Source organism: Streptomyces manipurensis (genome assembly GCF_049570255.1).
GTDB classification, from domain to species: domain Bacteria; phylum Actinomycetota; class Actinomycetes; order Streptomycetales; family Streptomycetaceae; genus Streptomyces; species Streptomyces manipurensis.
Genome location: NZ_CP186950.1, coordinates 3450427 through 3464579, shown reverse-complemented (window position 1 = coordinate 3464579; position 14153 = coordinate 3450427). Strand labels below are relative to the sequence as shown.

General features: G+C 70.9%; 12 protein-coding genes and 1 pseudogene. 5 read left to right on the top strand and 8 right to left on the bottom strand.

The features are described from left to right. The first annotated feature begins 98 nt into the window (after nt 1-98). The gene (locus ACPU2J_RS15935) at nt 99-950 is read left to right on the top strand and encodes a hypothetical protein (protein ID WP_423833481.1); all 852 of its coding nucleotides are present in this window, start codon (nt 99-101) and stop codon (nt 948-950) included. A gap of 175 nt (nt 951-1125) precedes the next feature. Next, on the top strand, nt 1126-1281 hold the full coding sequence (locus ACPU2J_RS15930; protein WP_199808149.1) for a hypothetical protein: 156 nt from the start codon (nt 1126-1128) through the stop codon (nt 1279-1281). Nucleotides 1282-1324: 43 nt separating this feature from the next. Here the strand turns inward: ACPU2J_RS15930 and ACPU2J_RS15925 are convergent, their stop codons facing one another. Continuing rightward, nucleotides 1325-1705, bottom strand: a complete 381-nt coding sequence (locus ACPU2J_RS15925) for a metal-sensitive transcriptional regulator (RefSeq protein ID WP_420080360.1) — start codon at nt 1703-1705, stop codon at nt 1325-1327. 196 nt (nt 1706-1901) lie between these two features. On the opposite strand from ACPU2J_RS15925, the gene ACPU2J_RS15920 reads away from it, so the two are divergent. Continuing rightward, on the top strand, nt 1902-2522 hold the full coding sequence (locus ACPU2J_RS15920) for a DUF47 domain-containing protein (RefSeq protein WP_031154207.1): 621 nt from the start codon (nt 1902-1904) through the stop codon (nt 2520-2522). 5 nt (nt 2523-2527) lie between these two features. Beyond that, nucleotides 2528-3526, top strand: coding sequence for an inorganic phosphate transporter (locus tag ACPU2J_RS15915; RefSeq protein WP_389078453.1), 999 nt, complete (start codon nt 2528-2530; stop codon nt 3524-3526). Between the two features lie 376 nt (nt 3527-3902). Here the strand turns inward: ACPU2J_RS15915 and pstB are convergent, their stop codons facing one another. The 6 genes from pstB to ACPU2J_RS15885 form a co-directional block, all read right to left on the bottom strand. Next, nucleotides 3903-4679, bottom strand: coding sequence for a phosphate ABC transporter ATP-binding protein PstB (pstB, locus tag ACPU2J_RS15910; protein ID WP_365081627.1), 777 nt, complete (start codon nt 4677-4679; stop codon nt 3903-3905). A 29-nt stretch (nt 4680-4708) separates the two neighbouring features. Beyond that, entirely contained in the window at nt 4709-5791 is a 1083-nt protein-coding gene (pstA, locus tag ACPU2J_RS15905) for a phosphate ABC transporter permease PstA (protein WP_389078450.1), read from the bottom strand. Then, nucleotides 5791-6780 (bottom strand): phosphate ABC transporter permease subunit PstC, encoded by a 990-nt coding sequence (gene pstC, locus ACPU2J_RS15900; protein WP_420080363.1) that lies wholly within the window; start codon nt 6778-6780, stop codon nt 5791-5793. Before pstC ends, pstA begins: the two co-directional genes overlap by 1 nt. A gap of 129 nt (nt 6781-6909) precedes the next feature. Then, nucleotides 6910-8046: a phosphate ABC transporter substrate-binding protein PstS gene (gene pstS, locus ACPU2J_RS15895; RefSeq protein ID WP_361596915.1), complete on the bottom strand. Its 1137-nt coding sequence runs from the start codon at nt 8044-8046 to the stop codon at nt 6910-6912. Between the two features lie 240 nt (nt 8047-8286). Beyond that, complete coding sequence (locus ACPU2J_RS15890; RefSeq protein ID WP_423833480.1) at nt 8287-9258, bottom strand: CHAD domain-containing protein; 972 nt, start codon at nt 9256-9258, stop codon at nt 8287-8289. Beyond that, nucleotides 9239-11539 carry an RNA degradosome polyphosphate kinase gene (locus tag ACPU2J_RS15885; protein ID WP_420080366.1) on the bottom strand — a complete coding sequence of 767 codons (2301 nt, stop codon included), beginning with the start codon at nt 11537-11539 and terminating at the stop codon, nt 9239-9241. Before ACPU2J_RS15885 ends, ACPU2J_RS15890 begins: the two co-directional genes overlap by 20 nt. Before the next feature lie 305 nt (nt 11540-11844). Between ACPU2J_RS15885 and ACPU2J_RS15880 the strand changes: the two are divergent. Beyond that, a pseudogene (locus tag ACPU2J_RS15880) lies at nt 11845-12749 on the top strand (helix-turn-helix domain-containing protein); the annotation flags it as partial. Nucleotides 12750-13115: 366 nt separating this feature from the next. Here the strand turns inward: ACPU2J_RS15880 and mshD are convergent. Continuing rightward, the gene (gene mshD / locus ACPU2J_RS15875) at nt 13116-14042 is read right to left on the bottom strand and encodes a mycothiol synthase (RefSeq protein WP_361596924.1); all 927 of its coding nucleotides are present in this window, start codon (nt 14040-14042) and stop codon (nt 13116-13118) included. Nucleotides 14043-14153 lie beyond the last annotated feature (111 nt).

Below are 14153 nucleotides of genomic sequence, written 5' to 3'. Positions count from 1 at the left end.
GAGGCCGCGCCCCCGTGACGGGAAACCCGGGACCTCGTTAAACGGAGCGGGTGGGGGCCTCGGGCAAGCAGCGGTCATGCGTTGGGGGTTGGCAGGCGATGGTGGGTCACCGGCAGAGGCGGCCGCTCGGGCGGGCGGGTGAGGCGGCGCTCGCCGCCGGCCTCGCGCTCGCGGTCACGGCGCTGAGCGGATGCGCGGGCGACGGCGGGAGCGACGACCGGGCGGCGGCGTCCGCGGCGGGCGCGGCGGACGCGGCGGCGGTGGTCCGCGGGGCCGCCGACGCGCTGGCCGGGGCGGGTAGCGCGCGGGCCCGTACGGCCATGGAGATGGCCACGGGCGGGACCCGGGTCACGATCCGCGGCGAGGGCGGCGTCGACTTCAGGAAGCGGATGGGGCAGCTCCTGGTGATGCTCCCGGCGGACGTGAAGGGCGAGGACGAGCACCGGCCCATCACCGAGCTGCTCGTGCCGGGCGCGCTCTACATGAAGAACCGCGGGGCGGGCGTCCCGGCCGACAAGTGGGTGCGCATCGACACCACGACCCTCGCCGACGGGAACCTCGTCACGGGCGGGGCGACCGACCCGCTGGTCGCGGCGGAGCTGCTGCGCGGCGCGCAGGAGGTGACGTACGTGGGGGAGACCGACGTGGCGGGCACCAAGGTGCGGCACTACCGGGGCACGACGGACATCGGGCGGGCCGCGAAGGCCGCCTCGGCGGAGCTGCGGGTAGCGCTCGCCGCGGCGGCGAAAGGGTTCAGCAAGGACACGGTGCCCTTCGACGCCTACCTGGACGAGGAGGGGCGGCTGCGGAAGGTCCGGCACCGGTTCACCTGGGTCAACAATGGCGTGATCGATGTCTCGTCGACCACGCTGCTGTACGGGTTCGGGACGCCGGTGACGGTCGTTCTCCCCGCGAGCAGGGACATTTACGCCGGGAAGATCGCCGACTAGCCGTGCGGGCCGGGGAAGGGCGGCGCGATCGGGCCATGGCCGGGTATCCGGAAATGGTCCATCCGTGTCATGCGGGGCGAGGGGCGCTCTCCCTACGCTGAGGAGCCGGGCGCCGGCAGGTGGTGCGGCGCGACCGACGACGGCCGGTGGCCGGTGGCAGATTGAGGTGACACGCGTGACTCCCGCAGGCGGTACGACGGTGCAGGACCACGTGGCACTCGCCGAGATCGAACTGTGCGGTGAGCTGATCATCGCCGCTTCCGCGGCGGCGGAGGAGCGGCTCAGCCAGGACCGGATCGACGAGGTGCTGATGGGAATCTGGTCCGGCTGAGGACTCCGCGGGCCGCCGGGGCGGCCGGCGCGCTTCCGGGCCGTCAGGTGCGCAGGAGGCGCGCGATGGCCTTGGTGGCCTCCTCGACCTTGGCGTCGATCTCGGCGCCGCCCTTGACCGCGGCGTCCGCGACGCAGTGCCGCAGGTGCTCCTCCAGCAGCTGGAGCGCGAAGGACTGCAGTGCCTTCGTGCTCGCCGAGACCTGGGTGAGTATGTCGATGCAGTAGACGTCCTCGTCGACGAGGCGCTGGAGACCGCGGATCTGCCCCTCGATCCGGCGCAGCCGCTTGAGGTGCTCGTCCTTCTGGTGGTGGTAGCCGTGGACGGCCCCCGCCCCGGCGTCGGTCCCGGTGGCGTGGGAGGTGTCCGGGGTGGCCGCCGTGCCGGATGCGGCTCCGGAGCCCTCGGCCTCGATGGTCGTCATAGGTCCTCCCGTGGTCCGGAACGAGGGGGCTGGATACCCCTCATGGGTATAGGGTACCGGGCTCGTGCCCGAGGGGCAGGGGCCCGTGGTCCTCACTCTGCCTGATGGAGGACACTGGGGAACGGCCGGTTAGCCGTGGCCGGGGGATGCGCCTAGCATCAGCCTGACCGAACCCGATGCACCCCGAGGACCTCACGTGCGATTTCGTCTGACCCCCAGGGAGACGAGCTTCTACGACATGTTCGCCGCATCCGCGGACAACATCGTCACGGGCTCCAAGCTCCTGATGGAACTGCTCGGAGCGGACACCTCCGCCCGGGCCGAGATCGCGGAACGGATGCGGGCGGCGGAGCACGCGGGGGACGACGCGACCCACGCGATCTTCCACCAGCTGAACTCCTCGTTCATCACGCCGTTCGACCGCGAGGACATCTACTCCCTGGCGTCGTCGCTCGACGACATCATGGACTTCATGGAGGAGGCCGTCGACCTGGTCGTCCTCTACAACGTCGAAGAGCTCCCCAAGGGCGTCGAGCAGCAGATCGAGGTCCTGGCGCGGGCGGCCGAGCTGACCGCCGAGGCCATGCCGCACCTGCGGACGATGGACAACCTCACCGAGTACTGGATCGAGGTCAACCGGCTGGAGAACCAGGCGGACCAGATCCACCGCAAGCTGCTCGCGCACCTCTTCAACGGCAAGTACGACGCCATCGAGGTGCTGAAGCTCAAGCAGATCGTCGACGTGCTCGAAGAGGCGGCCGACGCGTTCGAGCACGTCGCGAACACGGTGGAGACCATCGCGGTCAAGGAGTCCTGAACCTCGTGGACACCTTCGCTCTGGTCGTGACCATCGGTGTCGCGCTCGGTTTCACGTACACGAACGGTTTCCACGACTCGGCGAACGCGATCGCGACCTCGGTCTCGACGCGTGCGCTGACCCCGCGCGCCGCCCTCGCGATGGCCGCGGTGATGAACCTCGCCGGTGCCTTCCTGGGCAGCGGCGTGGCCAAGACGGTCAGTGAAGGCCTGATCGAGACGCCGCACGGCAGTACGGGGATGTGGATCCTCTTCGCGGCGCTGATCGGCGCGATCGTCTGGAACCTGATCACCTGGTACTTCGGTCTCCCGTCGTCCTCCTCGCACGCCCTCTTCGGCGGCATGGTGGGCGCGGCGCTGGCCGGCGGGACCGAGGTGATCTGGTCGGGCGTGGTCGACAAGGTCGTCATCCCGATGTTCGTCTCGCCCGTGGTCGGCCTCCTCGCCGGCTACCTGGTGATGGTGGTCATCCTGTGGATGTTCCGCCGTACCAACCCGCACAAGGCCAAGCGCGGCTTCCGCATCGCGCAGACGGTGTCGGCCGCCGCCATGGCGCTCGGACACGGTCTGCAGGACGCGCAGAAGACGATGGGCATCGTGGTGATGGCGCTGGTCATCGCCGACGTCCAGGCCGCGGGTGACGCGATCCCGGTCTGGGTCAAGATCGCCTGTGCCGTGATGCTGTCGCTGGGTACGTACGCGGGCGGCTGGCGCATCATGCGCACCCTCGGCCGCAAGATCATCGAGCTGGACCCGCCGCAGGGCTTCGCGGCGGAGACCACCGGCGCCTCGATCATGTTCGGCTCGGCGTTCATCTTCCACGCGCCGATCTCCACCACCCATGTGATCACCTCGGCGATCATGGGCGTGGGCGCGACGAAGCGGGTCAACGCGGTCCGCTGGGGCGTCGCCAAGAACATCATCCTGGGCTGGTTCATCACGATGCCGGCGGCTGCGCTGGTCGCGGCGCTCAGCTTCTGGGTCGTGCACCTGGCCTTCGGCTGACGGTGCTGCCGCTCCCTGCTGGGGGTTCCGGGGGTCATCCCCCGGGCGATGCAGTATCACGATGCCGGCGGCTGCGCTGGTCGCGGCGCTCAGCTTCTGGGTCGTGCACCTGGCCTTCGGCTGACGGTGCTGCCGCTCCCTGCTGGGGGTTCCGGGGGTCATCCCCCGGGCGATGCAGTATCACGATGCCGGCCGCTGCGCTGGTCGCGGCGCTCAGCTTCTGGGTCGTGCACCTGGCCTTCGGCTGACCAAGCCCGCGGCGCGGGTGTACGAAAGCGGGCCGGCTCCCCCCACCCAGGGGGAGCCGGCCCTCTTTTCTTTCTTCCGTCCCGCGGTGGCACCGCCATGCAGCACCGGGGACGTCTCGCACATCTCTTTAGCCGAAGCGGCCGGAGATGTAGTCCTCGGTCGCCTGCACGGAGGGGTTGGAGAAGATCCGGTCCGTGTCGTCGATCTCTATGAGCTTGCCGGGCTGACCGACGGCCGCCAGGTTGAAGAAGGCGGTGCGGTCGGAGACGCGGGCCGCCTGCTGCATGTTGTGCGTCACGATGACGATCGTGAAGCGCTCCTTCAGCTCGCCGATCAGGTCCTCGATCGCCAGGGTGGAGATCGGGTCCAGGGCGGAGCAGGGCTCGTCCATCAGCAGGACCTCGGGCTCGACCGCGATGGCGCGGGCGATGCACAGGCGCTGCTGCTGGCCGCCGGAGAGGCCGGAGCCCGGCTTGTTCAGGCGGTCCTTGACCTCGTTCCAGAGGTTGGCTCCCTTGAGGGAGCGCTCCACGATGTCGCCGAGCTCGGACTTCTTGACGTTGCCGTTCAGGCGCAGGCCCGCCGCCACGTTGTCGAAGATCGACATGGTGGGGAAGGGGTTCGGGCGCTGGAAGACCATGCCGACGGTGCGGCGCACCGCGACCGGGTCGACGCCGGCGCCGTAGAGGTTCTCGTCGTCCAGCAGCACCTTGCCCTCGACGCGGCCGCCGGGGGTGACCTCGTGCATGCGGTTCAGGGTGCGCAGGAAGGTGGACTTGCCGCAGCCGGAGGGGCCGATGAAGGCGGTCACGGAGCGGGGTTCCACGGTCATCGAGATGTCGTCGATGGCCTTGTGGGTGCCGTAGAAGGCGGACAGTCCGCTGACGTCGATTCGCTTCGCCATGGGGGTCACTTCGCTTTCATACAGTCGCGTCAGCGACCGGTCTTCGGGGCCTTCCAGCGGGCGATGCCGCGGGCCACCAGGTTGAGGATCATGACGAAGGCGATCAGGACGAGCGCTGCGGCCCAGGCCCGGTCGTAGGAGGCTTCACTGCCGACCTTGTACTGCTCCCAGATGTAGAGGGGGAGCGAGGACTGGGCGCCTTCGAAGGGGTTGCCGTTGATCATCTGGGAGCCGAAGACCAGCAGCATGATCGGGGCGGTCTCGCCGGCGATGCGGGCGACGGCCAGCATCAGGCCGGTGGAGATGCCGCCGATGGCGGTGGGGAGCACGACCTTGAGGATCACGCGCCACTTCGGCACGCCGAGGGCCAGGGCGGCCTCGCGCAGCTCGTTGGGGACGAGCTTGAGCATCTCCTCGGTGGAGCGCACCACGACGGGCATCATCAGGATCGACAGGGCCATCGCGCCGGCGAAGCCGGAGGGGCCGAAGCCGAGCATCAGGTTCCACGTCGTCAGGATGAACAGGCCCGCGACGATGGAGGGGATGCCGGTCATGACGTCCACGAAGAAGGTCACGGCCTTGGCGAGGCGGCCCTTGCCGTACTCGACCAGGTAGACGGCGGTCAGCAGGCCGATGGGGGCCGCGATCAGCGTGGCCAGGGCGACCTGCTCCAGGGTGCCGAGCAGTGCGTGGTAGACGCCGCCGCCCTCCTCGAAGCTGGTCACGCCGTTCATGGAGTGGCTCAGGAAGTCGCCGTCGAGGACTTCCAGGCCGCGGCTGAGGGTGGTCCACATCAGCGAGAGCAGCGGGATGACCGCGAGGACGAAGCAGACCCACACGACGGAGGTCGCGACGCGGTCCTTGGCCTGGCGGCGGTTCTCGACTACCGCGCTGGCGGTGTAGGTGACGGCGACGAACAGCAGTGCCGCGATCAGGCCCCACTGGACCTTGCTCTGGAGGCCGAGGGCGAGGCCGGTGCCCACGCCGAGGGCGAGGGAGAGGGCCGCGATGCCGGCGGGGGCCCAGCGGGGCAGGCCGCCCCGGGTGAGGCCGGAGGATGCGGTGGACCTGGGGGCCCGGGTGGGCCGCTGGTCCTGGAGTGCGTGGCTCATCAGGCGTTCGCCCCCGAGAATTCCTTGCGACGAGCGATGATCAGGCGGGCTGCGCCGTTGACCAGCAGGGTGAGCAGGAAGAGGACCAGGCCGGAGGCGATCAGCGCGTCCCGGCCGAACTCGTTGGCCTCGTCGAACTTCGCGGCGATGTTCTGCGCGAAGGTGCCGCCGCCCGGGTCGAGGATGTGCAGCGAGATGAGGAAGCTCGGGGAGAGGACGGTCGCGACGGCCATGGTCTCGCCGAGGGCGCGGCCGAGGCCGAGCATCGAGGCGGAGATGACGCCGGAGCGGCCGAAGGGCAGTACCGACATGCGGATGACCTCCCAGCGGGTCGCGCCGAGGGCCAGGGCGGCTTCCTCGTTCATGCGCGGGACCTGGAGGAAGACCTCGCGGCTGACGCTGGTCACGATCGGCAGGATCATGATCGCGAGCAGGATGCCGACGGTGAAGAGCGAGCGGGCGACGCTGACCTGCGTCTTGTCGAAGACGTACGTCCAGCCCATGTACTCGTCGAGCCAGAGGTTCAGCCCGTTCAGCTGCGGCACGAGGAAGAGCGCGCCCCAGATGCCGTAGATGATCGACGGCACGGCGGCGAGCAGGTCGACGACGTAGGCGAGCGGTGCGGCCAGCTTGCGCGGCGCGTAGTGCGAGATGAAGAGGGCGATGCCGACGGCGATCGGGACCGCGATGGCCATCGCGATGATCGAGCTGACGACGGTGCCGAAGAGGAGGACGGCTATGCCGAAGACAGGGGGGTTGGCCGACGCGTTCCAGTCGAAGGTGGTGAGGAAGTTGCCCTCGTTCTTCGACAGGGCGATCGAGGCCCGGTAGGTGAGGAAGACGGCGATCGACGCCATGATCACCAGGAGCAGGATGCCGGAGCCCTTGGAGAGCCCGGCGAAGATCTTGTCACCGGCGCGGCCGGTGGACCTTCCGCTCGCGGAGACAGGCGCAGGCGTGACTGTCTGGGTGGGTGTGGTGGAAGCCATGGTCTTTCCGGTCTGTGTGGGGGGCGAGCCCCCTGGCGGCGGTGCACCGGATGTCCCCCCGGGTGGAGGGGGAGGGTCCCGGGGTGCCGGCGTCCCGGACGGGGGTGGCCGGCACCTCGGGGTTCGTGACTAGCCCAGCGAGTTGACGACCTCGCGGACCTTGGCGTTGATCTCGGCCGGGATCGGCGCGTAGCCGTTCTCCAGGAGGATCTTCTGGCCGGCGTCGGACGCGGTGTAGTTCAGGAAGGACTTCACGGTCGGCAGGGTCTCGGGCTTGTTGCCCTTGTCGCAGACGACCTCGTAGGTGACCAGGACGATCGGGTACGCGCCCTCGGCCTTGGTGGTGTAGTCGAGCTTCAGGGCCAGGTCGGAACCGGTGCCGGCGATCTTGGCGGCGGCGATGGCCTTGGAGGCGTTCTCGCCGGTGGCCTTGACCGGGGCGGCGGCGCCCGTGTTCAGGTCGACCGTCTTGATGTTCTGCGAGGTGGCGTACGAGAGCTCGAAGTAGCCGATGGAGCCGTCGACCTGCTTGACCTGGGTCGCGACGCCGGAGGAGCCGGAGGCGCCGAGGCCGCCCGGGGCGGGCCACTTCTTCGCGGCCTCGTGCGGCCACGCGTCACCGGCGGTGGCCTTGAGGTACTTGCCCAGGTTCTCGGTGGTGCCCGAGTCCTCGGAGCGGTGGAAGTGCTGGATCGCGGTGGAGGGGAGCGTGACGCCGGGGTTCAGCTTCTTGATCGCCTCGTCGTCCCACTTCTTGATCTTGTCGTTGAAGATGTTGGCGATCGTGGGGGCGTCCAGGTTGAGCTTGTCCACGCCGGCGATGTTGAAGCCGAGGGCGATCGGGCCGCCGACCATGGGCAGGTCGATGCCCTGGCCGCCGGTGCAGATCTTCTTCGACTCCTCGACCTGCTCCGGCTTCAGCGCCGAGTCGGAGCCGGCGAAGCCGACGGTGCCCTGGTTGAAGGCGACGATGCCCTCACCGGAGGAGGAGGACTTGTAGTTCACCTCGACGCCGGAGCAGGCGGCCATGTAGTTCTTCACCCACAGGTCGACCGCGTTCTTCTGCGCGGAGGAGCCGGAGGCGAGCAGCTTGCCCTTGGCGCCGTCGCACTTGATGTCGCCCGCGGCGGCGGCGGAGGGCTTCGTGGTGCCGTCGCCGGTCTTGCTGTTGTCGTCCGAGCCGCACGCCGTGAGGACCAGGGCGCCGGACACGACGAGCGCCCCGAGGGCGGAGGCACGAAGCATGCTCTTGCGCTGAAGCTTCACTTTCGGGTGTTCCTTCCAGAAGCCGCCGGCCGCTTTCTGATTCGGGGCGGCGTGCGAAGAGGACTACGTCGGGTGCGCGGGGAGCCGCTCCGCGAGCGGCTCTCTTCCGTGCACGACTGAAATTAGGCAGAACAGGTGAAGCAGCCGACCGGCCCGAGTGAACGGACGGTGAACCGTGGCGGACGACCCGGTGCGTTCCGAGCGGGCTGCACACAGGTGTCATCATCCGTTATCCCGTCGTTATCGCGGTGTGACCGCGGGCTCCCGGAGCCAGACGCGGTGGAAGTCGAGCCGTGCCGCCTCGACCTCGTGGCGCTGGTCGGCGTGCAGGACGCCGAGGGCGTACGCCGTGGCCGGGGCGATGCGGGGGGTACGGGCGGCCGTGGCGGAGGCGGCCGCGGCCTCGGCGGCGTCGCGGTGGCGGTCGAGGGCCTCACCGGCGGCCGCGGGCCGGGACACGTCCTCGCCGAGGGCCTCGCGCGCGTACCGGTGGACCCGCAGCAGGCGGCGCACCTCGTGCCAGTGGGCGTCGTGGTCGGCGTCGTAGGGGCTCGGCGCCGTCTCGCGGCCGCCGATCGGGGGCAGTGCGGCGACCGCCGCCGACAGTCGGGTTTCGGCCATGCCCGCCAGGGGCACCAGGACGTCCGCGACCCGGCCGCGGGCGGCGACGGAGTCCAGCGGGACCTCCGAGGCCAGTACCGCGACGGCGTCGGCCACCGCGTGGAAGCGCGACGAGCCGAGCGCCTGCAGCGTGGCCGAGTGGGCCCGGGTCCGGGCCAGGGTGAGCTGGCGCTCCAGCAGCGCCCCGGCCCGGGCCGAGCCGACCGTCAGCGCCCCGGCGGTGCCGCGCGGGGCCGGGACCTCCGGGGAGCCGGACAGCCGGTGCAGGGCGTCCATGAGCCGGGTCAGGCGGGCGGCGTACGCGTGCTCGTCTGCCAGCGTCGAGGAGAGCCACACCAGCTCGGTGCGCAGCCGGTCGGCCCACGCGGACTCGGTCACCCCGCGGAAGGTGGCCAGGGACCCGCTGATGCGGCGCGCGGCGCCGCGCAGGGTGCGTGCGGCGCCGCCGGCCGCACCGCCGTCGGCGCCCGTTCCCCCTCCCTCCTCGTGCAGGCGCAGGGCGCGCAGGAACGCGGTGGCCTGGGCGCGGAGGTACGTGCCGAGCACGTCCCCCGCGTCGGCGGCCGTCGGGTCAAGGTTTGGCTGAGCCACGCCGGCGCCTCCGGGCGTCTATGAGCATCTCCTGTACGTGCCGCAGCGGCTGGCCTTCCGCGTCCGTGCTGTGCCGGGTCCATTCGCCGTCCGGGCCGAGGTGCCAGGAGGAGGTGGTGTCCGACATCCCGGTTTCCAGCAGCCGGTCCAGTGCCGCGCGGTGGGCCGGGTCGGAGACCCTGACCAGTGCCTCGATACGGCGGTCGAGGTTGCGGTGCATCATGTCGGCGCTGCCGATCCACACCTCGGGCTCGCCGCCGTTGCCGAAGGCGAAGACCCGGGAGTGTTCGAGGAAGCGGCCGAGGATCGAGCGGACCCGGACGTTCTCGGAGAGCCCGGGGACGCCGGGGCGGACCGCGCAGATGCCGCGGACCCAGATGTCGACGGGCACGCCGGCCTGGGAGGCCCGGTAGAGCGCGTCGATCAGGGCCTCGTCGACGATCGAGTTCATCTTCAGGCGCACGGACGCGGGGCGGCCCGCCCGGTGGTGGGCGGCCTCCTTGTCGATGCGGGCGATCAGCCCGTCGCGCAGCGAGCGCGGGGCCACCAGCAGACGGCGGTAGGTCTCGCGGCGGGAGTAGCCGGACAGCCGGTTGAAGAGGTCGGAGAGGTCGGCGCCGACCTGCGGGTCGGCGGTGAGCAGGCCGAGGTCCTCGTAGAGCCGGGCGGTCTTGGGGTGGTAGTTGCCGGTGCCGACGTGGGCGTAGCGGCGCAGCTGGTCGCCTTCCTGGCGGACGACGAGCGACAGCTTGCAGTGGGTCTTGAGACCGACGAGGCCGTAGACGACGTGGCAGCCGGACTCCTCCAGCTTGCGCGCCCATTTGATGTTGGCCTGCTCGTCGAAGCGGGCCTTGATCTCGACGAGCACCAGGACCTGCTTGCCGGACTCGGCGGCGTCGATCAGGGCGTCGACGATCGGGGAGTCGCCGGAGGTGCGGTACAGGGTCTGCTTGATCGCGAGGACGTCCGGGTCGGCGGCGGCCTGTTCCAGGAAGGCCTGCACCGAGGTGGAGAAGGAGTCGTACGGGTGGTGCAGCAGGACGTCGCGCTCACGGAGGGCGGCGAATATGTCGGGGGCGTGCGCGGACTCGACCTCGGCGAGGTCGCGGTGGGTGCCGGCGACGAACTTGGGGTACTTCAGCTCGGGCCGGTCCAGGGAGGCCGTTCCGAAGAGGGCCGTCAGGTCCAGGGGACCGGGCAGCGGGTAGACCTCGGAGGCGTTGACGTTCAGCTCCTGCACGAGCAGGTCCAGGACGCCCGGGTCGATGGACTCCTCGACCTCCAGGCGCACGGGCGGGCCGAAGCGGCGCCGCATGAGCTCCTTCTCCAGGGCCTGGAGGAGGTTCTCGGCGTCGTCCTCCTCGACCTCCAGGTCCTCGTTGCGGGTCACGCGGAACATGTGGTGCGCGAGCACCTCCATGCCGGGGAACAGCTCCTCCAGGTGCGCGGCGATGACGTCCTCCAGCGGGACGTAGCGCTGCGGGGAGGCCTCCAGGAAGCGGGAGAGCAGCGGCGGGACCTTGACCCGGGCGAAGTGGCGGTGGCCGCTGACGGGGTTGCGCACGACGACGGCCAGGTTGAGGGAGAGGCCGGAGATGTACGGGAAGGGGTGCGCGGGGTCCACGGCCAGCGGGGTCAGCACCGGGAAGATCTGGTTGCGGAACAGGGTGAAGAGGCGGGCCTGCTCCTTCTCGGTGAGGTCGGGCCAGCGGATCAGGTGGATGCCCTCCTCGGCGAGGGCCGGGGAGACGTCCTGCTGGAAGCAGGCGGCGTGGCGGGCCATGAGCTCGCGCGAGCGGGTCCAGATGAGGTCCAGCACCTCGCGGGGCTGCAGGCCCGAGGCCGAACGGGTGGCGACGCCCGTCGCGATGCGCCGTTTGAGGCCGGCGACGCGCACCATGAAGAACTCGTCGAGGTTGCTCGCGAAGATCGCCAGGAAGTTGGCGCGCTCCAGCAGCGGGGTCGTCGGGTCCTCGGCCAGCTCCAGGACGCGCTCGTTGAACGCGAGCCAGCTGCGTTCCCGGTCGAGGAAGCGGTCCGGGGGCAGCTCGCCGCCGTCCTTGTCCTCGTAGGCGTCCAGGTCGCCGTCGAGGTCGGGATCGAGGCCGTGCAGGCGGTGCGCCGCGATGGAGCCTATGCGGGCGTGGGTGCCGCTGCCGTCCGTACTCCTGCCCGCGGTCTTCCCCCCGGGTTTGCCGGTGGCGCCGGAGGCTGCGGCGGGCTTCTGAGACGGGTGCTGGGCGGGGACCTCGGTGGGGCCTGCGCTGGGCTGGTGGCTCATGACTCCATTGTTCCGCGCACGGGGCAGGACAGGCGCGTCGGAAGCGTCGGCCGTCAGTCGGAGTCGGGGCTGCATTGGGGGAGAGTCGCAAGCGCGTCTGAATGCCCGGTGAATTACGCATGGCATCCCGGCTCAGGCTGGCGCACGAGTCCTTCCCGGGGGGCGCGGATCCGGTGGCGGCCCGGTGCGGGGGTTTCCCCGGGCGGGACACACGGGGCCGGAATTGAACAGGGGATCGGGGCATGTGTGAGTCTGCTCGCGACCGGTGCGGGTCCCTTCAGGGGGTGGGTGGGTAGCTTGGCGGCGTGGCTACTCAAGATCTTGGGCAGAGCCTTCGGCGCCTGCGTCGGTTGGCCTCGCTCACTCAGGAAGAGCTCGCCGAGCGCTCCGGCGTTTCGGTGGACGTGATCCGCCAGCTCGAACAGCGTCGGAAGCACTCGGCGCGGCTGCCCACGCTGCACGCGCTGGCGAACGGTCTCGGGGTCGAGCTGACCACCCTCCTGGGAGACCCGCCGGCCGTGACCGCCGGCGAGAGTGACGGGCCGCGCTTCGTCGCGCCGCCGGGTACGCGGCCCTGGCCAAGGCGCTCCAGTTGGCCGGGCACGTCGCGGTGCGCATGGGCAAGACGGACCTTGCCCTGACGGCCCTGGAACGCGCGACGGACGCCGCCGGGCAGTCCGCCGATCCGCTGCTCCCAGCCATGATCGTGAACTCGGTGGCATGGACCTATCAGCGGCAGGGGCGGCTCCAGGACGCGCTGCACGTGGCTCTGCACGCCGCCGCGACGGTCGAGGACGGTGGGCACACCGGCACCGCCGACGGCTTGAAGGTGTGGGGCGGGTTGACGATGAGTGCCGCCACGTCAGCCGCTCGGAGCGGCGACTACGACCGGGCCGCCCGGCTCATGGAGGGTGCCGAGGCCGAGGCGGCCCGTGTCGCGAAGCTGCCCGCGGGAAGCGACAGCCGGATGGTCAGCGTGTTCAGTCCGTCGTCGGTACGCATCGAACGCGTGCGGCTGGCCGTCCAGTACGGCCGTCCCGAGGAAGCCCTGAACCTCGCCAAGGGCATGCGGCTCGGCAAGGACACCCCGCCGTCGTGGCGCACCTGGCTGTTGCTGGACGTGGCTCGCGCGCACACGGACCTCGGGGACGCGGCCGGAGCCGTCAAGACGCTGGAATCCCTCCGTCGTGTGGCGCCCACGTGGTTGCGGCCGGGTGCTGGGGAGCCGATCCGCTGCCGTGGGGGAAGCGCGTGTGGGCGGAGCTGTACCGGAAGGGGCGCGCATGAGCGGCGGGGAGAAACGGCGGGCGTGGGTCGGGGATCTGGTGCACGACGAGGACGCCGACCGGCAGGGCATCGTCACGGACGTGCGCGGTGGCGCCCTGTGGGTGCTGCGGCCGGTGTACGGGACGCACCGGTGGACCTCGCAGTGGCCGGAACGGTTGCGGGTGGTCAGGACCAGGGAGGACAGGCTGCGGGAGAGTCGGGACCGACGTACGCGAACCGAGGCTCCTGCCGGGGTGCCACTCGGCAGGAGCCTCGGACGTTGCGCGTATCCGGTCGCCGGTGAGTTCCGTCAGCTCTCCGTGCGGTACATCAGGTCGACCTCGTGGGTGGCGAAGCCGAGGCCCTCGTAGACGGCGAGCGCCGCCGGGTTGTCGGCGTCGACGTAGAGCATCGCGGTCGGCAGGCCCTGGGCGGCCAGGTGCTGCAGGCCGATCGCGGTGAGGGCCTTGCCGAGGCCGCCGCCCTGGGCGCCGGGGCGGACGCCGACCACGTAGACCTCGCCGAGCTGCTCGGCCGCGTGGACCTTCGTCCAGTGGAAGCCGACGAGCTCCCCGTCGCGTTCGGCGAGGAAGAAGCCCTTCGGGTCGAACCAGGGCTGCGCGACGCGGTCGTCGAGGTCGCGCTGGGTGAGCGAGCCCTGTTCGGGGTGGTGGGCGAAGGCGGCCGCGTTCGCCGCGAGCCAGGCCGTGTCGTCGGCGCCGGGCACGAAGGTCCGTACGGTCACGCCCGGCGGGAGCACCGGGTCGGGCAGCGGGGTGCCGTCGGCGAGCGGCCGGCGCAGCTGGCGCAGCTCGCGGAAGAGGGTCAGGCCGAGGACCTGAGCGAGGTGGCGGGCGGCGGACTTGCCGCCGTGGGCCCATACGCGCAGCCGCTTGCCGGAGGCGGCCAGCAGGGCCATGCCCATGGCGCGCCCGTGGCCGCGGCCGCGCAGGGCGGGGTGCACGAGGAGTTCGGCCGCGGGGGCCTCCACCGGGTCGGTGTCCTCCAGTTGCCCGTACGCGGCGAGGCGGCCGTCGTCGGTGAGCAGGAAGTGCCGGATGCCCTCGCGCGGTCCGCCGCGCAGCTGGAGCCTGCCCTGCTCGGACACGGCGGTGGTGCCGTCCGTGCGGGCGGCGTCCTCGATGAGGTCGAGGACGGCGGCGGCCTGTTCGGCCGTCAGCTCGTCGAGGGTGTGGATCTGCCGTCCCGGCTCCGGGGCCGCTGCTGCGTCAGTCATGGAACGAGCCTACGACCCGTCCCGGCCGGCGGGCGGGGTGCGGGCGCGGGGTCGGTCCGTCTTCTGCGCGTAACCAGCTCGATACCCGCTACCCCCTGGTAGAGCTACGCG